The organism is Kitasatospora paranensis (genome assembly GCF_039544005.1).
Classification (GTDB): domain Bacteria; phylum Actinomycetota; class Actinomycetes; order Streptomycetales; family Streptomycetaceae; genus Kitasatospora; species Kitasatospora paranensis.
In genome coordinates, this window is sequence record NZ_BAABKV010000001.1 from 3,949,564 (window position 1) to 3,971,206 (window position 21,643).

13 protein-coding genes, 1 tRNA gene and 5 pseudogenes are annotated in these 21,643 nt (G+C 72.7%); 14 read left to right on the plus strand and 5 right to left on the minus strand.

Annotated elements, in window-relative coordinates; genetic code table 11:
• Positions 1–331: 331 nt before the first annotated feature.
• A pseudogene (locus ABEB13_RS18965) lies at positions 332–1,359 on the plus strand (ATP-grasp domain-containing protein); the annotation flags it as partial.
• Positions 1,360–1,601: 242 nt separating this feature from the next.
• On the opposite strand, the pseudogene ABEB13_RS18970 reads toward ABEB13_RS18965, so the two are convergent.
• Together ABEB13_RS18970 and ABEB13_RS18975 are read right to left on the minus strand one after the other, a co-directional pair.
• Positions 1,602–2,012: pseudogene (locus tag ABEB13_RS18970) on the minus strand (methylated-DNA--[protein]-cysteine S-methyltransferase); the annotation flags it as partial.
• A 195-nt stretch (positions 2,013–2,207) separates the two neighbouring features.
• Positions 2,208–2,441 (minus strand): hypothetical protein, encoded by a 234-nt coding sequence (locus tag ABEB13_RS18975; RefSeq protein ID WP_100889601.1) that lies wholly within the window; start codon positions 2,439–2,441, stop codon positions 2,208–2,210.
• 442 nt (positions 2,442–2,883) lie between these two features.
• Between ABEB13_RS18975 and ABEB13_RS18980 the strand changes: the two genes are divergently transcribed.
• The 9 genes and pseudogenes from ABEB13_RS18980 to ABEB13_RS19020 all read left to right on the plus strand — a co-directional run bounded on the left by ABEB13_RS18980 (position 2,884) and on the right by ABEB13_RS19020 (position 14,665).
• Positions 2,884–3,135 carry a hypothetical protein gene (locus ABEB13_RS18980; protein ID WP_345706443.1) on the plus strand — a complete coding sequence of 84 codons (252 nt, stop codon included), beginning with the start codon at positions 2,884–2,886 and terminating at the stop codon, positions 3,133–3,135.
• A gap of 1,336 nt (positions 3,136–4,471) precedes the next feature.
• Complete coding sequence (locus ABEB13_RS18985) at positions 4,472–6,778, plus strand: hypothetical protein (RefSeq protein ID WP_345706444.1); 2,307 nt, start codon at positions 4,472–4,474, stop codon at positions 6,776–6,778.
• An 89-nt stretch (positions 6,779–6,867) separates the two neighbouring features.
• A pseudogene (gene pelF / locus ABEB13_RS18990) lies at positions 6,868–8,369 on the plus strand (GT4 family glycosyltransferase PelF).
• Between the two features lie 151 nt (positions 8,370–8,520).
• Positions 8,521–10,020 (plus strand): hypothetical protein, encoded by a 1,500-nt coding sequence (locus ABEB13_RS18995; protein ID WP_345706445.1) that lies wholly within the window; start codon positions 8,521–8,523, stop codon positions 10,018–10,020.
• Between the two features lie 11 nt (positions 10,021–10,031).
• Entirely contained in the window at positions 10,032–11,024 is a 993-nt protein-coding gene (locus ABEB13_RS19000; protein WP_100889597.1) for an SDR family NAD(P)-dependent oxidoreductase, read from the plus strand.
• A gap of 132 nt (positions 11,025–11,156) precedes the next feature.
• Positions 11,157–11,858, plus strand: a pseudogene (locus tag ABEB13_RS19005) (nucleotidyltransferase family protein); the annotation flags it as partial.
• A 134-nt stretch (positions 11,859–11,992) separates the two neighbouring features.
• Positions 11,993–12,945, plus strand: a pseudogene (locus ABEB13_RS19010) (NAD-dependent epimerase/dehydratase family protein).
• On the plus strand, positions 12,942–13,649 hold the full coding sequence (locus tag ABEB13_RS19015; RefSeq protein WP_345706446.1) for a spherulation-specific family 4 protein: 708 nt from the start codon (positions 12,942–12,944) through the stop codon (positions 13,647–13,649). The pseudogene ABEB13_RS19010 and the gene ABEB13_RS19015 overlap by 4 nt, the downstream one beginning before the upstream one ends.
• The gene (locus ABEB13_RS19020) at positions 13,646–14,665 is read left to right on the plus strand and encodes an endo alpha-1,4 polygalactosaminidase (protein ID WP_345706447.1); all 1,020 of its coding nucleotides are present in this window, start codon (positions 13,646–13,648) and stop codon (positions 14,663–14,665) included. The genes ABEB13_RS19015 and ABEB13_RS19020 overlap by 4 nt, the downstream gene beginning before the upstream one ends.
• A gap of 59 nt (positions 14,666–14,724) precedes the next feature.
• Here the strand turns inward: ABEB13_RS19020 and ABEB13_RS19025 are convergent, their stop codons facing one another.
• On the minus strand, positions 14,725–15,606 hold the full coding sequence (locus ABEB13_RS19025; protein ID WP_345706448.1) for a YDG/SRA domain-containing protein: 882 nt from the start codon (positions 15,604–15,606) through the stop codon (positions 14,725–14,727).
• A 106-nt stretch (positions 15,607–15,712) separates the two neighbouring features.
• Here ABEB13_RS19025 and ABEB13_RS19030 point away from each other — a divergent pair, with 106 nt between their 5' ends.
• Positions 15,713–16,708, plus strand: a complete 996-nt coding sequence (locus ABEB13_RS19030; protein ID WP_345706449.1) for an HNH endonuclease — start codon at positions 15,713–15,715, stop codon at positions 16,706–16,708.
• Between the two features lie 83 nt (positions 16,709–16,791).
• Here the strand turns inward: ABEB13_RS19030 and ABEB13_RS19035 are convergent.
• Positions 16,792–16,865: transfer RNA gene (locus ABEB13_RS19035), tRNA-Thr, on the minus strand.
• Positions 16,866–17,171: 306 nt separating this feature from the next.
• Here ABEB13_RS19035 and ABEB13_RS19040 point away from each other — a divergent pair.
• The 3 genes from ABEB13_RS19040 (at position 17,172) to ABEB13_RS19050 (ending at position 19,785) form a co-directional block, all read left to right on the plus strand.
• Entirely contained in the window at positions 17,172–18,263 is a 1,092-nt protein-coding gene (locus tag ABEB13_RS19040) for an ABC transporter ATP-binding protein (protein WP_100889591.1), read from the plus strand.
• 183 nt (positions 18,264–18,446) lie between these two features.
• Positions 18,447–18,884 carry a hypothetical protein gene (locus ABEB13_RS19045; RefSeq protein WP_345706450.1) on the plus strand — a complete coding sequence of 146 codons (438 nt, stop codon included), beginning with the start codon at positions 18,447–18,449 and terminating at the stop codon, positions 18,882–18,884.
• Positions 18,885–18,972: 88 nt separating this feature from the next.
• Positions 18,973–19,785, plus strand: a complete 813-nt coding sequence (locus ABEB13_RS19050; protein ID WP_345706451.1) for a nucleotidyltransferase family protein — start codon at positions 18,973–18,975, stop codon at positions 19,783–19,785.
• A 121-nt stretch (positions 19,786–19,906) separates the two neighbouring features.
• On the opposite strand, the gene ABEB13_RS19055 is transcribed toward ABEB13_RS19050, so the two are convergent.
• Positions 19,907–21,514, minus strand: coding sequence for a DoxX family membrane protein (locus ABEB13_RS19055; RefSeq protein ID WP_345706452.1), 1,608 nt, complete (start codon positions 21,512–21,514; stop codon positions 19,907–19,909).
• Positions 21,515–21,643 lie beyond the last annotated feature (129 nt).

The window sequence follows — 21,643 nt, forward strand, 5'->3', positions numbered from 1 at the left end:
CCGGTCCGCGGCGGGCGCAGGAAAGAGCCGTGCCGGATGCGTCATGGACACGACCGGGCACGGCGGGCGCCGCCCCGGACCGGACCGGGCGGGTGCCGCGGATTTCACCTGACTGCAACATGTCGGCCGTCGCTGTCACCGGGCCGTCATCGAACACCAACTACCCTGCGGATCCAGGCCTGTTGGCCCGACCTCCCGGCAACCCCCACCCCCGTTCATCCGGCCCGGCCAGGGCGCTAAGGTGCGACCTCAAGAGCGTGGCGAGACGCCGGCAGACAGGCCGCCCCGACCGCGCCCTCCCACCGTTGCGCCCTTTCCCAGGGAGATCCCCGTGAGCGCCCCCGTTCGCGTCTGGCTGAACCGTACCTACGCCGAGAACGTCTTCTTCATCGACCTGCTGCGCGCTGCGCCGCGGCCGGTGGAGATCCATGCCACCCATGTGGATCCGGACTCCCCGGTGCTGGCCGCCGCCGACTTCGGCTCGCTCGAACCCGATCGGCTCTCCCCGAGGCCTACGTGGAATTCGCGCTGGAATTCTGCGCGCGCAACAGCATAGACGTCTTCCTGCCCCGGCTGGGCCAGCTCGCCATATCCCTGCGCCGCCGCGACTTCGAGGCGGTCGGCACCGCCCTGGTGTGCCCGCCGGCCCCTGCGATCGCGGTCTTCGAGAGCAAGGCCGACGGGTACGCCGCGATGGCCACCGCCGGACTGCCCGTCCCGCTCTGGCGGCACGTGCGCACCGCGGACGACCTGCTCGCCGCCGTCGAGGAGATCGAGGCGGACGGCTCGACGGCCTGCCTGAAGCCGGCCACCGGCGCGGGCGGCGAGGGCTTCCGGGTGCTGACCCGCGAGCCGTTCAGCCTGCGCAGGCTCACCGGCTTCCCCGACGCCCGGGTGCAACTCGACCAGGTACTGGCCGCGCTGGAGTCGGCCCCGGAACCCGCCGACCTGCTGGTGATGCCGCTGCTGGAGGGCCCCGAGGTCTCGGTGGACTGCCTCGCCGCACCCGACGGCCGGCTGCTCACCGGCGTAGGCCGCACCAAGGACCGCCGCCGCCGCACCTTCACCACCGACCCGCGCTACCTGGAGCCCACCCGGCACCTGATCGAGACCTTCGGGGTCGGCTACCTCTCGAACGTGCAGTACCGGCACCACCACGGCCGCCCGGTGGTCCTCGACGTCAACACCCGGCCCTCCGGCGGCCTGCACCAGCTCCGGCTGTGCGGGCTGAACCTGCCCTGGGCGGCGGTGCAGCTGGCGCTCGGCGAGCATCCCGTCACCGCCGCCCCGCTCGACCTGCTCGACACCGAGTACACCCTGGTCTCGGGCGTGCAGCCGGTGCTGCCGCGGCAGCTCGCCCGCGGCTGGGAGCGGCAGACCGCCGCGGCGGCCGTCTGACCGGGGCCGGGCCGACGCGGGTCCGGGCCGTCCGGCACCGCGGGCGGCCCGGCCGCCCGCTCAGCCGGTCGGCCCGTCCCAGTCCAGGGTGGGCGGCAGCACGCCCTCCAGAGTGAGCAGCCAGCGCTTGGTCTCCATCCCCGGGGTCCGCCGCCGAAGCCGCCGATCCCGGCCGCGGCCACCACCCGGTGGCAGGGCACCAGCAGCGCCAGCGGGTTGGCACCCATCATCTGGCCGACCGTCCTGGCTGCCGCCCCGGGCTCGGAGACCTCCTCGAAGACTCCGCTGAGCGCGGCGAGTTCGCCGTAGGTGATGGTCTTCCCCCAGCCGACGTCCGACCACAGCCGGCCGAGCACCGTCCGGTGCGGCCCGGTGGTGAGACGCCAGTCGATCGGGAGCTCCAACTCCCGGCGCCGGCCCTCGAAGTACCCGCGTATCCGGTTCTCCACCAGGTCCACGACCCGGGCCTCGGTGCATTCCGGGGCCCCGGCGTGCAACCCTGCCACCGACTCCCCGGCGTAACTGGCCGCCGCCACCCCCACCGGGGTGACCGCGAAGCGCATCGGCCCGGTCGGCAGCGGCGTCGGCACGGTGACCCAGGACAGCTCCTCCATGCCTGCGAACCTACCGCGCGGCGCGCCCGGCCGGGGACGGCTGTCGTGCTCAGGGCTGTCGTAGGCAGGGCCGTCGTGCTCAGGGCTGTCGTAGGCAGGGCCGTCGTGCTCCGGGCGGGCAGGACGAAGTCCGGGTCGGCGGGCAGTGCCGCCGACCCGGCCGATGTCACCGCCCGGGACGGCCCCGGGCGACGGTCAGAGGTGGTCCGCCAGGTAGCCGGAGAGCTTCCGGCACCAGTCGGTGAGCTCCTCGCGCTGGTGGGCCTGGCCCTCGCAGAGCGCGCTGACCTGCATGTCGGTGAGCCGGTCGGCACCGGACTCGCCGAGCATGCGGGACATCTCGCCGAGCATCACGGAGAGTCGCCGCGCGTCGTCGTGGGCGAGCATCACCAGGGCATCGGTGTGGCTGATCGTGACGGAACCGGGCATTGCGGCCTCCCGAGGCCTTCGGGCCTTGTCGCGGGCATTGCACTGGCCCCCCGTCCACCGTACGGCGGCGGCCCGGCCGGCGCCCGTCGGCGGGTGCGGCGCTCGGGCACCGCACCGAAGCGGGGTCGTCGCAGGCGGCGGACGGGCCGTGGGCGCCCGAAGATCCGGAGGCTCCGGCGGACACCCGGGGCGCAGCCCACCCCGGGGCAGCGCCCCTGCCGGCACCGGCTCTCCGGTCGCACCACCGTTGCGCCGCAGGGTTACTGTCGGTCCGTCATCTCGCCTCCCGGGGTCGAGAAGCCGCCACCCGGCGAGCCCCCTGCGCCCGGACCGCACCCGGCCGTGCGGACCGCACGCGGCCGCCGCTCGAACGGGGTTCGTGGGAGGTGAGGGCCGCGCAGCCCGACCAGGTCGGGCGCATCCCGTCGACGGAAGGACGCACATGAGCGACAACCCGCCCGCACCCGGGCCGGACCTGGCGGTGCAGGGGGACCGGAAGCTCGTCCACCTGCCCGCCAGCACGCCTTTCGACTTCGAGCGCTCGCTGGCGTTCCTGGCCACCGACAAGGAGATGCTGCGCGCCGCGGCCCGGGTGTACGGCCGGGCCGTGGGCGAGGACGAGTTCGTCGGGCTGGCCGGCCGGTACGGCGATCTGAAGGGCTACTGGGGCCACTACCTCCGGGTCTCCGGCTGACGTGCCCACGCCTGCGGTGCGCGTCCCGACCGGGCGGCGCCGCAGGCGTGCGCGGGCACGGCCACCCGCCCGGGCCGGCCCCTGCGGCGGGTGGCCCGGCGCCTCCTCGACGGCGGCTCGGCGGCTGTCGGAGACGAACCGTAGCCCTCGTTCGGGGAAGTGGATCGGCGCAACCGCCCCCCTTGCCCGGCACGGGATTTCGGTGCGGAAGGGTGCGGCGGGCGCACGGCGACGGAAGCCTGCACCGAGCGTCCAGCGACCGGTCCGGACGGCGGTACCGACCGGGGGACGACCCCGGCCCGCGGTCGGTACGTGCGCGGACGCCTCACCGACCGCACCGGCCGGACCTCCCGCAGACCTCCGGCGGGCGGCCCCGGCGCGGTCGGCGCCGCTGCCCGGCCGGGCCGGCGGAACGGGCCGCGGAAGGCCTCGCCGGAGGGTCGGGCGCGGCACCGGAAATTCCGCCGCAATTCCGCCGGGCCCACCCTTCGATGACGCCGCCGTTACCGAACGGCTAACTTTGCGCCTATTTTCTCCCAGCCCGGCAAGCAACCCGAAGAAATGAATCCCGAATGGCTGCGGTCGCATTTCAAGGATCTCTTCCGTCGAGACGCGGCTTGTCCGGCATATGAGACGGGCATTGCCCGGGCGGCCTCCTCGCGCCCGCCGGCGGCCCGGCGTCGCCCACGCGGCACCGGCGCGCGCGCCCGGGGCCCGGCCGCCCCGGCGCAACCCGCCGGGTGGGTCGCACGCCCCCGGGGCCGACTCGCGCGGCACGCGCACGCACAACCCCCGACAGCCCGTCGCACCACCATCGGCCTGCGGAAACGTGCGACAGGCCGACCCGGCCGACGCGCTGCGCAGCCGCTCGGACACACTCGGGCGACCATGCCTTGGCAGGCACGGAACCTATGCCCACGGAGTGTCAGGAGCACAGCACCCGAGCCTCTCTGGCAGCTTCCTGGGCGCTTCATGAGAACTTCCTGGACCCCCATCGGAATGTGCGTATTTCGGGATGGCGGTGTGCAAGGCTGACCCGCGGAAGCCCGACGGCCCCACCCGTCCACGCCCCCGATTCCTCTCCGGCAATGCGGCCTTCATAACGAGATCGTCACCACCACCGCCGGAGAGCCATTTCCGTTACCGGAGGCTGACAGAATGTCGCCGGGGGAGTCGCGGGTAGGCCGGCCGCCGCGTTCGGCGGAGCGGCATTCCACCACGACGCACCCGTCCCTGCCGAGCGCGGGGACGGGCCGCGAGGCAGCACGCTGCCAGGAACAGCAACGAGGCGGGGGCGCCGAGCAGCGGCCCGACCCCGTCCAGGGGAGGAACCACCATGGGTCGACGGACCCGTAGAGCCGCCGCGCTCGCGGCGGCCGGACTGCTGGCCACCAGCCTGCAGTCACTGACAGCCCACGCCGCCACTCCGGCCCGAGTCGACCTCAAGGTCCTCGTCGTCGACGACGGAGGCCCGGCCACCGCCGCGATCATCGCGGAGCTGGCGAGCCAGGGCACCCCGTACACCGTCGTCAACCTGCAGGACCCGAGCCGTCCCACGATCACTGCGGCGTTCCTCAGCGACACCGTGAACGGCACCCCGCGGGCCAAGTTCGAGGGCGTCGTGATGCCCAACGACAACCCGTTCGCCGCGGGCTCGGCCGAGATGACCGCGCTCGCCGCCTACGAGGCCGCGTTCGGGATCCGCCAGGTCGACGCCTACACCTACGCCCAGCCGGCGGTGGGCCTGAACTGGGCTCAGAACCCCGGCTACATCGGTTCCCTGGACGGCACCCAGGGCGCCGTCACCACCCAGGGCACCGCCGGTCCGTTCGGCTACCTCAAGGGCAGCGTCCCGTTCGAGCAGCCGGACCCGGCCGTCAGCACCAGCTACGGCTACCTGGCCACCCCGCTCGCCCAGCAGGCCGCCGGGGCGACCTTCACCCCGCTGGTCGACGCGCCGATCCCGGGCAGCACCGCCCGCGGCTCGCTGGTCGGCCAGTACGACCACGACGGCCGCTCCGAGATGGTCATCACCTTCGTCTACAACCAGTACCAGCAGCAGTACAGGCTGCTGGCCCGCGGCATCGTGGACTGGGTCACCAAGGGCGTCCACCTCGGCTACGACCGCAACTACTTCGCGGTGCAGTCGGACGACCTCTTCATGAGCGACGACCGCTGGGACTCCACCCTCAAGTGCACCCCCGGCGACGTCACCTGCCCGCCCGGCACCCCGGAGACGGCCAACCCGATCCGCATGACGACCGCCGACGAGGCCTACGCCAAGCAGTGGCAGACCGACCACGGCTTCACCGTCGACTGGGCGTACAACGGCGGCGGCAGCGAGGACTGGAAGTCCGACCACGAGACCACCACGGACCCGCTGGTCAACCAGTTCGTCGCGGACCAGGGTTCGTTCCGGTTCATCAACCACACCTACGACCACCCCTTCCTGGGCTGCGTCCAGAACGTGACCGTGGTGCCGTGGCAGTGCACCACCAACGCGAACGGGACGACCCAGTGGGTCAGCCAGGCGACGATCTCCAACGCGATCCACGACAACGTCACCTGGGCGTCCCAGAAGGGCCTGCAGATCGACCCGACCGAGCTCATCACCGGTGAGCACTCCGGCCTGGTCACGCTGCCCGAGCAGCCCACCGACAATCCCTACCTCGCGCCGGCGCTGGCCTCCAACAACGTGAAGTGGATCGCCAGCGACTCCTCCCGCGAGCACAACCAGCGGGCCGTCGGCAGCTCCGCGCTGACCATCCCCCGCTACCCGATGAACGTCTTCTACAACGCCGGCACGGCCGCGGAGGAGACCGACGAGTACAACTGGATCTACACCAGCGCCGCCCAGGGCGGCAGCGGCGTCTGCGAGACCTCCGGCAACTCCACCTGCCTGAGCGCCCCGTTGGACGAGTCGACCGGCTACAGCTCGTACATCGTGCCGCTGGAGACCCGGATCGACATGGGCCACGTGCTCGCCAACGACCCGCGGCCGCACTTCGTGCACCAGTCGAACTTCGCCGAGGGCCGCATCGCGTACCCGGTGCTGGAGAGCATCCTCAGCACCTACCGCAACCTGCACAACGACAACACCCCGCTGGTCAACCTCAAGCACTCCGACATCGGCGGCGAACTGCAGCGCCGTGCCGCGTGGAACACTGCGGTGACCTCCGGTCAGGTGACGGCCTACCAGGTCGGCGACTCCGTCACGGTGAACGCCCCGGCCGGCGTCCAGATCCAGGCGACCATGCCCAACGGGACCGTGCAGCAGCAGCTCATCGGCACCTCGGCGTTCGGCAGCTCCTACGCCGGGTCGCTCTCCGGCTGGGCGTCCCGCGGCGCCCTGCAGAGCGCCGTCACGCTGAAGCTGAACGGCGCCGGCACCGGCTCCAACGGCCTCTCCGTCGTCGCGACCGTCATCAAGGCCGGCACGAAGCTCGGCATCACCACGCCCGCCAAGGCCCTCCCGGTGCCGGCCGGCGTCCGCAAGGCCGTCCCGGCCGGACCGGGCGACACCAGCCGGACGAAGGCCGCCAGCCTCGTCCCCGGCACCGGCAAGCCCGTCCCGGGCAAGGCCGCGGTGAAGAACAGCAGGACCGCCAAGACCGGCAAGGCCACCAGGCCCGGCCACAAGTAGCACGTCACGACCCGGCGCAGGGCCCGCAACGGCCCTGCGCCGGTACCGCCCGCCCGATCACGGCAGGCAGAAGTCCAGGGGGATCAGCCATGCGTGTCACCTTGCTCACCGAGGGGACGTATCCGCATCAGCACGGTGGGGTGAGCGTCTGGTGCGACCAGCTGGTCCAGGGCATGCCGGACGTCGAGTTCGACATCATCGCCGTCACCGGCACCGGGCTGGAGCCCGTGGTCTGGGACCTGCCCGCCAACGTCCGCTCGGTCACCACCGCCCCCTCTGGGGCCCGCCCGAGGGCGGCCGGCCGCCCCGCGGTGCCGCCATGCGGCGCTTCCAGGACTCCTACGAGCGCTTCCTCAACTCGATACTGTCCCCCGTCTACGCCGGCCACTTCAGCCCCGAGCTCAACCAGCTCGCCGACCTCGCCCGCGACGGACGGCTCGGCCCCACCCTGCGCAGCGAGCAGTCGCTGCGGACCCTGCACCGGGTCTGGACCCGCGACGAGCACCCGACCGCCGCCTCCCGCCCCACCATGTACGACGCGCTGAACGCCACCGACCTGCTGGAGCACGCCCTGCGCCCGCTGGCCGTCCGGCCGCCCCGGGAGGGCATCGCGCACGCCGCCAGCGGCGGCCTCGCCACCCTGCCCGGCCTGCTCGCCGCCTGGCAGCACCACGTGCCGTTCCTGCTCACCGAACACGGCATCTACCTGCGCGAGCGCTACCTCGGCTACCGCACCGGCCCGTACCGCTGGCCGGTCAAGGCGCTGCTGCTCGGCTTCTACCGGATGCTCGCCGAGGAGAGCTACCGGCGGGCCGCCCTGGTCACCCCCGGCAACCGCTACAACCGGCGGTGGGAGGAGCGCGGCGGCACCCCGTCCACCCACATCCGCACCGTCTACAACGGGGTCGACCCGGCGGCCTTCCCGCCGGCCGGTCCCGAGCCGGGGACACCGACCCTGAGCTGGGCCGGCCGGGTCGACCCGATCAAGGACCTGGAGACCCTGATCCGGGCGTTCGCGATCGTGCGGGCCGAGATACCCGAGGCCCGGCTGCGCCTGTTCGGCGGCACCGCCCGCGGCGCCGAGGGCTACCGGGACGGCTGCATCGCCCTCGCCGACCAGCTCGGCATCGGCGACGCCGTGGTCTTCGAGGGCCGGGTCGCCGACATCACCGACGCCTACGCCGCCGGCAACGTCGTGATGCTCTCCAGCATCAGCGAGGGCTTCCCGTTCACCCTCATCGAGGCGATGTCCTGCGGACGCGCCACCGTCTCCACCGACGTCGGCGGCGTCCGCGAGGCCGTCGGCGACTCCGGCCTGGTCGTCCCCCCGCGCGAACCCGGGCCGATGGCCGCGGCCGCCCTGGAACTGCTGCGCGACCCCGAACGCCGCGCCCGGCTCGGCGAGCAGGCCCGCCTGCGGGTCATCGAACAGTTCACCCTCCGTCAGAACATCGACGGCTTCCGCGAGATCTACACCGAACTGCTCGGCACCCGGCGCGCCCCCGACCGGATGGCCGCGCTCTACTCGCCGGCCCGCACCCTGCCGCAGGCCTCCTGGCCCGTGCCGGTCGGCTCCCGGGCGGCCCGGTGAACACCCGGCGCGGCACGGGCCGGCCGCACCGGACAGGCACGCACCGGACGGGCACGCACGGGACGGACACGCACGGGACGGACACGGACGGGCGCCTGGCGGACGGGTGCTCGGCGGACGGGTGCCGAACGCACGGAAGGAACACCGAGGCATGAGCGGGCCCCTGCACCTGGTGGCGGACGAGGTCGACTGGGACGAGACCGTCCAGCTGCGCACCCTGCCCCGGCCGCGCCCGCGGCCCGCGGCCGAGGCGAGGACGCCGACCCCGCTGTCCGCCGACCCGATCGACGAACTCGCCGAGCGGCTCGCCGACCTCTGCGCCTACGCCGTCCACCCCTACGAGATCGCCGCGTTCCTGGAGTCCGACGGCATGACGGACCAGCAGGCCGCACTCGTCTACGGCCGGCCGGACGCCTTCACCCTCGCCGAGGAACTGTTCGCCCGGGTGCCCCGCCGCTACCGCGGCACCGGCGCCGAGTTCTCCAACCCCTGGCGGGCCGACCCGTGGCGCTGCCTGGTGCGCGGCCTGGTCTTCGCCCTGCCCGGCCTCGGCTACCTGCTCGGCGCCCACCTCTTCGCCCCCGGAAAGCTCCAGTTCGGCCTGCCGGCCGGCGCCGCCGCGCTCGCCGTGGCCACCCTCGCGGGCTGGGGCTGGAACCAGGGCCTCGCGCACCGCGCCTACGGCTGGCTCGGCCGCGGCCAGCGCCGCTCCGCCGGCCACTGCCTCACCTGGGGCGCCTCGGCCGGGGCCGCCCTCGCCACCGGGTGCGCCTGGGCGGTCGGCGGCCCGCCCGCCGCCCTCTGGTTCGCCGCCGGACAGTCCGTCTACCTCGCCTCGGCCACCGTGCTGCTCGTCCTCGGGCGCGAGACCGTGCTGCTCGCCGCCCTCGCGCCGTCCACCGTCGGGGCCGGCGTCGTACTCGCCGTCCCCGTGCCCGGGATCGTGCGGACCGCCGTCCTGCTGCTCACCGTCGTCCTCGCCCTCGGCCTCGCCGGCCGGGAGCTCGTCGGCTGCCTGCGCGCCCCGCGCGAGACCACCGACGTCTACCTGCCCTACCGCGACGAGGTCCCACAGGTCGTGTTCGGCCTCGCCGCCGGCACCATGACCTTGATCGCCGGGCTCGGCGACACCCTGCACCACGCCCTCGGCCACACCGCCCCGGCCGTCGGGAACAGCCCGGCCGGGCCCCAGATGGTCGCGCTCAGCCTCAGCCTCGGCCTCGCCGAGTGGCTGCTGTTCCGGTACCGCGAACTCGCCGTCGGCGCCCTGCGCACCAGCCACGGCCCCGCCGAGTTCACCCGCCGCACCACCGGCTACCTGCTGGGCTGCCTGCTCTGCTACCTCAGCGTCGTCGCCCTGCTGGACGCCGCCGCCACCCTGTTGTGGCCCAGCGCCGCCGGCCTCGACACGGCCTCGCTCACGGCCCTCGTCCTGCTCGGCGCCGCACTCTGGCTCGCCCTGCTGCTGAACGCCTTCGGCCTGAGCTGGACGACCGCCCTGGCCTGCGCCGCCTGCGCCGGCTACCAGGTCACCGCGCTGCTCGCCGGCGCCGCACCGACCACCGACCGGCTCGCCGGCTGCGGCGCCGCCGCCCTCCTGCTCACCCTCATCGCCGTGCCCGTGCTCGGCCGTACCACCAAACACCGCTGAAAAGAGGACACATGACCACTGTCGCCGTGACCGGAGCCGAGGGCTTCATCGGCTCCCACCTGGTCGAGACGCTGGTCGCCGACGGCAACACCGTCCGCGCGATGGTCCAGTACAACTCCTTCTCGTCGTTCGGCTGGCTGGAGACGCTCGACCGCGAGGTGCTCGACTCCGTCGAGATCGTGCTCGGCGACGTCCGCGACCCCGGCTCCGTCAACGGCCTGGTCAAGGGCGCCGAGGCGGTCTACCACCTGGCCGCGCTGATCGCGATCCCGTACTCGTACCGGGCCCCGCACTCCTACATCGACACCAACGTCACCGGCACCCTCAACGTGCTGGAGGCCGTCCGCCACCTGGACGTCCCGCGCCTGGTGCACACCTCCACCAGCGAGACGTACGGCACCGCGCAGACCGTGCCGATCACCGAGGACCACCCGATCAACACCCAGTCCCCGTACGCCGCCTCCAAGGCGGGCGGCGACCGGCTCGCCGACAGCTACCACGCCAGCTTCGACACCCCGGTGGTCACGCTGCGGCCGTTCAACACCTTCGGCCCGCGGCAGTCCATGCGCGCCGTCATCCCCACCGTGATCGCCCAGATCGCGGCCGGGCAGACCGAGATCACCCTCGGCGACCTGCGGCCCACCCGCGACTTCACGTTCGTCAAGGACACCGCCGCCGCCTTCCGCGCCGTGGGCACCGCCCCGGCCGCCGACGTGGTCGGCCGCACCTTCAACGCCGGTACCGGCGGCGAGATCTCGGTCGGCGACCTGGTCACCCTGGTCGGCAAGCTGATGGACACCGACCTCGTCGTCCGCGAGGACGAGCAGCGGATCCGGCCCGCCAACTCCGAGGTCATGCGCCTCGTCGCGGACGCCACCCGGCTGCGCACCGCCACCGGCTGGGCGCCCGCCCACAGCCTGGAGGACGGCTTGGAGCAGACCATCGCGTTCTTCCGCGACCCGGCCAACCTGGCCCGCTACAAGACCGACCTCTACAACGTCTGACCGCCGCGGCCGCCGGCCCTTCCGAGGCCCGGCCGCCCACCGGCACGACCACGGGTCACCACCACACACCCGCCGTGCCGCAGCACCACCGAACAGCAGCGCACCCGCAGTACCGACTCCCGTGGGGGAAACATGCACGCAGTGATCCTGGCCGGCGGCAAGGGCGTCCGGCTCCGCCCGTACACCACCGCCCTGCCGAAGCCGCTGGTGCCGATCGGCGACCAGCACGCCATCCTGGAGATCGTGATGCGGCAGCTCGCCGCGTCCGGCTTCGAGTCCGTCACCCTCGCCATCGGCCACCTCGGCCACATCATCCGTGCCTATGTCGGCAACGGCTCGCGGTGGGGGCTGCGGGTCGGCTACGCGACCGAGGACAGCCCGCTCGGCACCATGGGCCCGCTGCTCAACATCCAGGACCGGCTGCCCGACCACTTCCTGGTGATGAACGGCGACATCCTCACCGACCTCGACTTCGCGGCCGTGCTGCGCCACCACCAGGACTCCGGCGCGCCGCTCACCATCGCCACCTACGGCCGCGAGGTGAAGATCGACTTCGGCGTGCTGACCTCCGAGGAGGGCAGCATCACCGGCTTCGAGGAGAAGCCCAGCATCGGCTACCGCGTCTCCATGGGCGTGTACGGGGTCTCGCGCAAGGCCCTCGCCGCCTACACCCCGGGACAGCCGCTCGGCTTCGACGAGCTCGTCCTCGACCTGCTGGCCGCGCAGACCCCGCCGTCCGCCTACGAGTTCGACGGCTACTGGCTCGACATCGGCCGCCCCGACGACTACGACCGCGCCAACGCCGAGTTCGCCGAGCTCGCCCCGATGCTGCTCGGCACCGCCGACGGCCAGGGCGTGCCCGCGGCGACCGCCGCCGTGCCCGGACCGCGCGGCAGCGGCGCGCCCGGTGCCGACGAGTCCGGCGACCAGGCCCACCTGGCCGCCGTCCCGTCCGACGGGCGGGCCGCATGAGGGTCCTCCTGCTGGGTGCGGACGGCTACCTGGGCAGCCACGTGGCGGCAGCGCTGCGGGCACTGCCCGGCACCGACGTCCGCACCGCGGGACGGCGCGCCGCGCACGACGTCCCGCTCGACCTCGGCAGCACCCAACTGCCCGCGCTGATGGCCGACCTGGCCGCACTCGCGCCGGACGCGGTGGTCAACTGCGCCGGCGCGGTGTCCGGCAGCGCGCTCCACCTCGCCGAGGTGAACGCCCGCGGCCCGGCGCTGCTGTGCGACGCCATGCTCGCCGCCACCCCGGGCGCCCGGCTGGTCCACCTCGGCTCGGCCGGCGAGTACGGCGTCTGCGAGAGCGGCACCTCGCTCGACGAGCAGGCGGCGCTGCGGCCGGTCGGGGCGTACGGCGCCACCAAGCTCGCCGGCAGCCTGACCGTCGCCGGGAGCCCCTGGAGGCCGTCGTGCTGCGAGTGTTCAACCCGATAGGCCCGGGCGCCCCGGCCGGGTCGCTGCCCGGCCGGCTCGCCCGGGAACTCCACCGCGCCGGCCCGGACGGCACCGTGCAGGTCGGCGACCTGTCCGCGCACCGGGACTTCGTCGACGTCCGCGACGTCGCCCGGGCCGTGGCCCTGGCCGCCACGGCCGCCGGCCCGCTCCCGCGCGTGCTCAACATCGCGGGCGGGCGGGCCAGGCCCGTCCGGGACGTCGCCGAGGGCCTGGCGGCCGCGGCCGGCTTCCGCGGCGCGATCGACGAGACCGCGGCCGGCTCCGAGCGGTCCGCCGGCGTCTCCTGGCAGCAGGCCGACATCACCGCCGCGGCCGACGCCCTGGGCTGGCGGCCCACCGTGCCGTTCGGCACCACCCTCACCGACCTGTGGGCCGCGGTGGCCGCACCGGCGGCAGGGGCGCCGGTGGCCGACGGCACGCCGGCGGTGTCCTCCCGCGAACGGGTCACCGCCCGGTGACCGGCCCCCGCGCGGACATCCGGCTGCTGATACCGCTCTACGTGCACCCGGCCGTCGAGCCGGAGGCCTGGCAGGCCGTCGCCGCGGCCGGGCCGGACCGGGTGGCCGGCGTCGTCCTCAACATCGCGGACGGCCCCGGCCCGGCGCCCGACCACGCCTTCACCGCCGCCGCGGAGAAGCTCCACCGGTCGGGCATCCCCGTGCTCGGCTACGCCGACACCGCCTACGGCGCCCGGGGACACGCCGAGGTCGTCACCGACCTGCTCAACCACCGCGAGTGGTACGGCGTCGACGGCGTGTACTTCGACCAGGTGTCCGCCGACCCCGGCGCCCTGCCGCACTACCGCAGGCTGGTCACCGCGGCGCGGGCCGCGGGCTGCGGGGTGGTGGTCCTCGGGCACGGCAGCCACCCCGACCCGCAGTACGCGGACGTCGGCCTCGCGGACTGCCTGGTCACCTTCGAGGGCGACTGGACGGACTACCAGGAGCTCGAACCGCCCGTGTGGACGAGGCGCCACCCCGCGGCCAGGTTCTGTCACCTCGTGTACGACGTCCCTGAGTCGGCCGCCGCCCAGGTCGGCAAGCTGGCCGCGGCGCACGGGGCAGGCCTCGGCTGCGCCTCGCCGGCCGGCGGCGAGAACCCCTGGTCCGCACTGCCGTTCGGGATCGACCGGGCCCCGCTCGGGGCGGAGGCAGGCCGATGAGCCGCAGCCCGGCCGGCCGGCGGTCGCGGCACGGGGCGAGGGCGGCCTGCGCCGCCCTCGCTGCGGCCGGCCTGCTGCTGGTGACAGGCTGTTCGGGCAGCGACGGGTCGGGGGACGACGCGGCCGACGATCCGTCGGACGCTGCCTCCGCGGCACCGGGCAGCTCCGGCTCGCCGGGCGGCACCGGGTCACCCGTCCCGAGCGGCTCGGCGGCGAGCGGGGCGACCGGGCCGTCAGGCTCCCCGTCCGCGGGCGGGACACGGCCCGGGGACCCGGGCTCGTCGACCGGAGCCACCGGGCCCGGCAGACGGGACGGCAGCGTCTGGTACCCCCGGGCCGGCGTCACCTGGCAGTGGCAACTCGACGGCAAGGTCGACCAGTCCGTGGACGTGCCGGTCTACGACATCGACGGCTTCGAGAACGACGCATCGGTGGTAGCCGCGCTGCACGCCAAGGGGCGCAAGGTGATCTGCTACGTCAACGTCGGTGCGTGGGAGAGCTTCCGGCCCGACGCCGCGGCCTTCCCGGAGTCCGTCCGCGGCTCCGGCGACGGCTGGAACGGTGAACGCTGGTTCGACATTAGGAAATTGGACACCCTGCGGCCGCTGATCGGAGCCCGCTTCGACATGTGCCGCGACAAGGGCTTCGACGCGGTCGAACCCGACCTCGTCGAGGGGTACGCCAACAAGACCGGCTTCCCGCTCACCGCAGACGACCAGTTGAGGTTCAACCGGATGCTCGCCGACCTCGCCCACCAGCGGGGGCTCGGCATCGGCCTGAAGAACGACCTCGGGCAGATCCCGGCGCTGGTGGACGAGTTCGACTTCTCCGTCGACGAGCAGTGCGCGGAGTTCGACGAGTGCGCCGCGCTCACCCCGTTCATCAAGGCCGGCAAGGCCGTCCTGCACGTCGAGTACAACGTGTCCCCCGCCGACTTCTGCGACAAGGCCAAGGCCCTCGGCCTCAGCTCCATGGCCAAGCACAAGGAACTCGACCCCTGGCGCCGCCCCTGCTGACGGCGTCGAGCCGGCCCTCCGGAGCACCTCCGAGGGGCCGGCTCAGCGCCTCGCCCGAGTCATTCAGCGACCCACCGACCGCGGTGTTGCCGCACGTAACGGACGTCGATCCGGTGCCGCCGATGGGTACGGAGCCGGCCAATCTCCTGATGCGTCAGCCCGTCCATGACGCGAAGGTCATCCGTGAGGTACCGAGCCCCGTAGTCAAAGAGCACATGGCAACTCGGGCAGAGGCACAGCACGTTGTCGGCCACGTCAGGGCCACGGTGCGGATGTCCGACGGCCTGAATGTGTGCGCCCTCGCTGTATCGCGAACCACCGGGGACCTCAAGGGTCAGGCCGCACAGCTGACACTGGTCCTGGTGCAGTTCCTTGACCCATTGGGTCACCTGGGTCTTGCGGACGGCGCGCTGCACCGTGACCGGTATCCGGGGCACTGGCGCCACCTCGCCGGAGCCATGGAAAGCCACGTGATCGGCCGGGCTATCGGTAGGCTCCGCGGCGACGAGCCGGAACTGCCAAATGCGGTAGCCGTCCGTACCGACCTTGCTGTGGTGCGACTCGACTCGATAGAGCCCGTCATAGCGAAAGCCCGTCGCGGGTGAATGTTCGCGATCGCCACCCGATCCGCGAACCACCCGGATGACGTTTCCCTCAAGCTCGCTCCGGACAAGTCCGGCATTCCCCGGGTCAGTGATGTCCTGGTCACGAACCTGCCGGCCACCTTGCTGGCCGCCATGACCGGTGTAGATGATGACATCTCCATGATCCTCGTCGTCCGGATAGCCGCCCGAGACCACGATGGAATCGGCGCCTTCCCGGGAGTTCCCGTGGATACCGCCCATCAGCGGAGCATGCACACCGGCTGCACTGAGCTCCCTGCGCCACTGGTACTGCGACCCTACGGGGTGACCTTCAATGTGCCCAAAGACCTTCGCCATGCCATCAGTCTGCCAACATCAGCACCGGTCTCAGCACCCACCCCTGGCGAGACGAATCGACCAGAGCGACCCTCAGCAGTGACAGTCAACTCCTAAGCTGGGCCACATGCTCAAGGGAGTGATCAGCCGCACCTCGGTCCTCGACGCCATCGCAGAGTTCAACACACTGGGGCAAGACGCATTCCTCACCACGTACGGCTATGGAGTGGCCCGTGAGTACCTGCTGGTGCATGAGGGGCGGGAGTACGACTCCAAAGCCATCGCCGGAGTGGCCCACAAGTACGAGTACGGGACTGCGTTGGGGTCTCACGACTTCAGCGGCGGGAGGAGCGGAGCTGTGACCTGGTTGGAAAGCGCAGGATTCCGCGTCACGTCACTTCGCAATCCCGACTGGGCTCAGGACGAACTCATCCTCGCGTGCGCCATCACCGCCGACAACGGGTGGAAGGCCATGCGCCCAAACGATCCGCGCGTGGCAGACCTGTCGGCCGTGCTCCAGCTCCTTCCCCTTCACGACCAGGCATCCCGGAGCAGCTCGTTCCGCAACGCCAATAGCGTGGCCAGAAAGACCGCCGATTTGGCGACGCATCACCCTCATTACGAAGGCAAACCCACCAAGGGTGGCGCCGCCGATCTCGCCGTCCTCAAGGCCTTCCTCGACAGCCCTGTCGAGATGGCCGCCGCAGCGCACCTGATTCGTCACGGGATCAAGTCCGGCGAGCTCCTTGAGGCTCCTCCGGCCAACGCCCCCGACAGCGACGAGGAGATCGATGCCCCGGAGGGCCGGCTGCTGCTCAGGAAGCACCTTGCGCGCGAACGGGACCGGGGTCTGCGGAAGCAGAAGATCGAGTCGGTGCTCCGGGAGGGCGGGCGCCTCACGTGCGAGGTGTGCACTTTCGATTTCCAGTGGGCCTACGGCGACCGCGGTGCCGGCTACATCGAGTGCCACCACATCGTGCCGCTGCACGTCACCGGCGAGAGCCGCACCAAGCTCTCCGATCTCGCGCTGATCTGCGCCAACTGCCACCGCATGATCCACCGCCGCGCCCCCTGGCCCACTCCTGATGAGCTCCGCGCACTGATGCCCACGCAACCCTCCTGACCCGCACAACGACGAAGGGCCAGTCCCCCGGGATCACCCCGGTGAGCTGGCCCTCAGTGCGTCTCGCGACGCTTCGCACGCTGAGCCCCCTGTCGGGTTCGAACCGACGACCCCCGCTTTACAAGAGCGGTGCTCTGGCCAGCTGAGCTAAGGAGGCACGGTGACCGTCCGCGGCGGACCACGGCGGCACCAGGGGCAGTCTAGCGGGAGAGGGCGGGGCAGCGGGGGGATTGACCGCCTGCGGATCATCGGCCGGGCATGTGGTTTGGTGCGGTGTGTCCGGGTTGTGATCGGGTCGATGCCGAATTCGGCCACTGGTGGGGGCTGACAACCGGATGAACGTACGGGTACCGTCACGGAGTCGGCTCACCGGTGCAGACCACGCCCGGTACCGCCGCACGACGACAATCCACCTTTACTCGGATCGTCCGGCACGTTCCTGCCGGTGAAGGAGAGCGCAGCCATGGCTTCTGTCACGTTCGACAAGGCGACCCGTCTGTACCCGGGCGGCACCAAGCCCGCCGTCGACGCCCTGGACCTGCACGTCGAGGACGGCGAGTTCCTCGTCCTCGTCGGCCCCTCCGGCTGTGGCAAGTCGACCAGCCTCCGCATGCTGGCGGGCCTGGAGGACGTGAACGGCGGCGCCATCCGCATCGGCGACCGCGACGTGACCCACCTGCCGCCGAAGGACCGGGACATCGCCATGGTGTTCCAGAACTACGCGCTGTACCCCCACATGACCGTCGCGGACAACATGGGCTTCGCCCTGAAGATCGCCGGCGTCAACAAGGCCGAGATCCGCACCAAGGTCGAAGAGGCCGCGAAGATCCTCGACCTCACGGACTACCTGGACCGCAAGCCGAAGGCGCTCTCCGGCGGTCAGCGCCAGCGTGTCGCGATGGGCCGCGCGATCGTCCGCGAGCCGCAGGTCTTCCTCATGGACGAGCCGCTGTCGAACCTCGACGCCAAGCTCCGCGTCTCCACCCGTACCCAGATCGCCGGCCTGCAGCGCCGCCTGGGCATCACCACCGTTTACGTCACCCACGACCAGACCGAGGCCATGACCATGGGTGACCGCGTCGCGGTCCTCAAGGACGGTCTGCTGCAGCAGGTCGACGCCCCGCGCAAGATGTACGACAAGCCCGCCAACGTCTTCGTCGCCGGCTTCATCGGCTCCCCCGCCATGAACCTGGTGGACGTCCCGCTGGTCGACGGTGGCGTGAAGTTCGGTGGCTCGGTCATCAACATCTCCCGCGAGGACCTGGCCGGCTCGGGCACCGACAAGACCGTCACGGTCGGCATCCGCCCGGAGCACTTCGAGATCGTCCAGGGCGGCGGCATCGAGGGCGTCGCGGTCACCGTCAACGTCGTCGAGGAGCTCGGCGCGGACGGCTTCGTCTACGGCACCACCAAGATCGGCGGCGAGGACACCGACCTGGTCGTCCGCGTCCACAGCCGTCAGATCCCGCAGAAGGGCGAGACGATCCACGTCGTCCCGACCGGCGGCGAGACCCACGTCTTCTCCAAGAGCACGGGCGAGCGTCTGAGCAAGTAAGGCCGACGAACCGCAGGGCCCCCGCCGCACCGCGAGCACTCCGCTCGCACCGCGGCGGGGGCCCTGCGCGCTCCCGGCCCGCACCACCGCCGTCAACCGGGTGGTGGAACAAAACGGGACACGCGTCACTCATTGGTGTAACGGAGTGCTCGTCGACCGCTACCCACCGCTACGCTCCTGTGCGTGAAACAGCTCGTACGCCGCATCGGCCAGACCGTGGCCCTCACCCTGCCCGTGATCCTGGTGACCACCGGCACCCTCGCCGTGACCCGGGTTCCCTGGGCACCGCCGACCGGGCTCGACCAGCAGGTGGTCGCGGCGTCCAGCGGCGACGGCAGCATCGGCCGTACCTCGGCCGCCGCCGACACCCAGGGCATGGCCCCGCAGGACGCGCTCCGCGCCGACCTGCTGGACGAACTGCGCGCCCACAACCCGGGGACGGCACTCGACCTGCTGGAGCGGACGATGCGCGAGAAGCCGTCGCTCACCCCGTTCTGCAGCTCGCTGGCGGCCGACCTCGGCCGGGCGGCGGTCCGCAAGTACCAGGGTGACGTCCAGCGGGCCCGCTCCTTCGCCCGCCCGGTCTGCGACGGGTCGTTCGCCTCGGGCGTGACCGGCTGACGCCACCGGCGCCGCACCGGCGACCGGCACGGGGGCAGGCCGTCCGGAACACTGGGGTCCGCACCGTGCGGACCCTATTGTTCTGGCTATGACCGCTGACCCCACGCAGCCCACGCGACCCGCACCGGCCGCGGCGCAGTCCGCACCTGCGACCGCGGCCGCCGCGCTCTCGCCCCACACCCCGGCCGTGACGCAGGCGGTGATCCTGGCCGGCGGCCAGGGCTCCCGGCTCCGCCCGTACACCGACGACCGCCCGAAGCCGCTGGTCGAGATCCCCGGGACGGGGATGCCGATCGTGGGCCACCAGCTGGCCTGGCTGGCCGCGGAGGGCGTGACCGACGTGGTGATCTCCTGCGGCCACCTCGCGGAGGTCCTGCAGTCCTGGCTGGCCTCGGCCGATCTGCCGCTGAGTGTCAGCACTGTGGTGGAGCACGAGCCGCTCGGCCGCGGCGGCGGCCTGAAGTTCGCCTCGGCCGCGCTGCCCCGCCCCGACGAGCCCTGGTACGCCACCAACGGCGACATCTGGACGCGCTTCAGCCTGCGCGAGATGGCCGCCTTCCACCACGAGCGGGCCGCCATGGCGACCCTCGCGCTGGCACGGCCGCGGATCCCGTGGGGCGCCGTGGAGACCGACCAGTTCGGCAATGTGCTGGACTTCATCGAGGCGCCGCCCTCGCCGTTCCTGATCAACGCAGGCCTCTACGTCTTCGCGCCCGCCTTCCGCGACCTGCTGCCGGACGTCGGCGACCACGAGCGGACGACCTTCCCGCAGCTCGCCCGGGCCAAGCAACTGGCGGGCTATCAGCTGCCGCAGGGCTGCTACTGGCGGGCCATCGACACCGCCAAGGACCTCAGCGAGGCCGCGAAGGAACTGGCCGCCGCCGGCCGCCTCAACGACTGAACGGCTCAACGGCCGCGTACCGGACGCTTGGTGCCCGCCACCGGGACGAGCACACAGCAGGAGGGCCCTTCCACCGGTCGGTGGAAGGGCCCTCCTGCTGTGGATCCGGGGTGGGACGGCGTCAGACGGTGGCGCCGCTCCCCGACCGCTCCATGCCCAGCGTCAGGCCGCCGATCGGCCCGCTGCCGAGCACCCCGCCGATCAGGCCGGAGCTGCTGCCCGGGTGCGGGGTGGACCCACCGGTGCTGCCGGTGCCGGTGTGGCCGCCGCCGCTGCCGGAGCGGCCGCTGGTCGGGCCGCCGGTGCTGCCGCTGCCGCCCGGGGTCTTGCCCGACTTGGACTTCGACGCCTTGCCGGTGGACGAGGGGGACGCCGACGGCGAGGCAGACCGGCTCGGCGACGGGGAGGGGCTGGGCGTGGGGGACGGCGACGGCGAGGTCGCGTTGCCCGGCCACATCGGGGAGCCGTAGTCGGTCGGCTGCCGCTCGGGCCTCGGCCCGGTCTGCCCGCCGGTGCGGACGGCGGCCCCGAGCATCGACCCGATGAGCAGGGTGAGTCCGACGACGACCGCGGTGACCACCGAGCCGCGCCGCAGCACCCGCCGGCGCACCGCGCGCGGCGCGTCCGGCCCGTACTGCCGCCAGGCGTCCAGGGCGATCCGGCCGTCCAGAGAGCCGAACGGTGCCCCGGCGATCAGCAGCGGGCTCCAGGCCGCGAGGAAGATCAGGTCAGGGGTGTCGTAGACCGGCACGGAGCGCCAGCTGACGGTGAAGAGCAGCGCCGCGGAGAGTGCCATCGCGGCGGCGGAGGCGACCCGCTGCCAGAGGCCGAGGACGGTGAGGACACCGACCACGATCTCGGTGAAGGCCACCCCGAGGCCGGCTCCGACCGGGTGGTTCATCGCGAACGCCAGCAGCGGTTCGGCGACCTTCCACGGGTGCAGCGAGGAGAGCCAGCGCATCATCGAGCCGCGGTCGCCGCCGTCGAAGTACACCGGGTCGCAGAGCTTGCTGAAGCCGGCGTAGACCGACAGCGAGCCGAGCACCACGCGCAGCGGGAGCAGCACCAGGCCGAGGTCGACCCGGCGGCCCGGGTACCAGGCGTGGCGTCCGTCGCCGGGGGCGGCCGTGGCGGAGACCTCGGGCAGTTCGCCGCTGGGCGCCCAGCCGGGCGTCACGGGCGTCGCGTACGGGAGCTCGGGCGGCGGGCCGGACTGCCGCGGCACGGCGTGCAGCGGCTGGGTCTCGTCGGTGACCGGGGCACCGGCCGGGGCGGGCACGGTGGTGAGCCGGACGGCCTCCAGCAGCTGGGTGGCCGCGAGGTCGCCGGGCGCCGCCTGGCCCGTCCAGGTCACGGTGGTGACCCGCCGCTTGCGGCGGGGTGCCGCGCCGGCTCCGGCGAACGCCGGCACCTGGGTGCTCGGCACGACGACCTGCGGGGTGACCAGGTGGCGGGTGCCGTAGCCGGCCGCGCCGGTGTGCGCGCCCGCGTACGGATTCCCGTAGGCGTTGCCGTACGGGCCGCCCTGCGTGCCGTACGGATCCCCGAAGGCGGCGCCGGGTGCGTCGATCATCGGGGCCACCGGGGCGGCGAGGCGGATGCGGAAGCTGGCCTGGGTGCTGCTGAGCTTCGCCGGGTCGGACGGCACCTTGACCGTGTTGAGGCCGGGGCCGGGATCTATCCCCGCCGTGCTGCCCTGCCCGGGGCGCCGAGGTGTTCTGGTGTCCACACCCCTCTAACCGGGTGACCGCCTCGGAGGACACTCTCCCGGGTGGATTCCCGCCGGGGATTTGAAGTGATCATGAGAGAACCGATCGGGCCCGGCCGGACCCGATCGGTTCCTCACAGCAAGCGGTCC

Excerpts from the sequence above, each read along its gene's own strand:
- ABEB13_RS19025 (WP_345706448.1), bottom strand. The coding sequence starts at position 15,606 with ATGGCGAAGGTCTTTGGGCACATTGAAGGTCACCCCGTAGGGTCGCAG.
- ABEB13_RS19040 (WP_100889591.1), top strand. The coding sequence starts at position 17,172 with ATGGCTTCTGTCACGTTCGACAAGGCGACCCGTCTGTACCCGGGCGGC.
- ABEB13_RS19000 (WP_100889597.1), top strand. The coding sequence starts at position 10,032 with ATGACCACTGTCGCCGTGACCGGAGCCGAGGGCTTCATCGGCTCCCAC.
- ABEB13_RS19020 (WP_345706447.1), top strand. The coding sequence starts at position 13,646 with ATGAGCCGCAGCCCGGCCGGCCGGCGGTCGCGGCACGGGGCGAGGGCG.
- ABEB13_RS18985 (WP_345706444.1), top strand. The coding sequence starts at position 4,472 with ATGGGTCGACGGACCCGTAGAGCCGCCGCGCTCGCGGCGGCCGGACTG.
- ABEB13_RS18975 (WP_100889601.1), bottom strand. The coding sequence starts at position 2,441 with ATGCCCGGTTCCGTCACGATCAGCCACACCGATGCCCTGGTGATGCTC.
- ABEB13_RS19050 (WP_345706451.1), top strand. The coding sequence starts at position 18,973 with ATGACCGCTGACCCCACGCAGCCCACGCGACCCGCACCGGCCGCGGCG.
- ABEB13_RS19030 (WP_345706449.1), top strand. The coding sequence starts at position 15,713 with ATGCTCAAGGGAGTGATCAGCCGCACCTCGGTCCTCGACGCCATCGCA.
- ABEB13_RS18980 (WP_345706443.1), top strand. The coding sequence starts at position 2,884 with ATGAGCGACAACCCGCCCGCACCCGGGCCGGACCTGGCGGTGCAGGGG.
- ABEB13_RS18995 (WP_345706445.1), top strand. The coding sequence starts at position 8,521 with ATGAGCGGGCCCCTGCACCTGGTGGCGGACGAGGTCGACTGGGACGAG.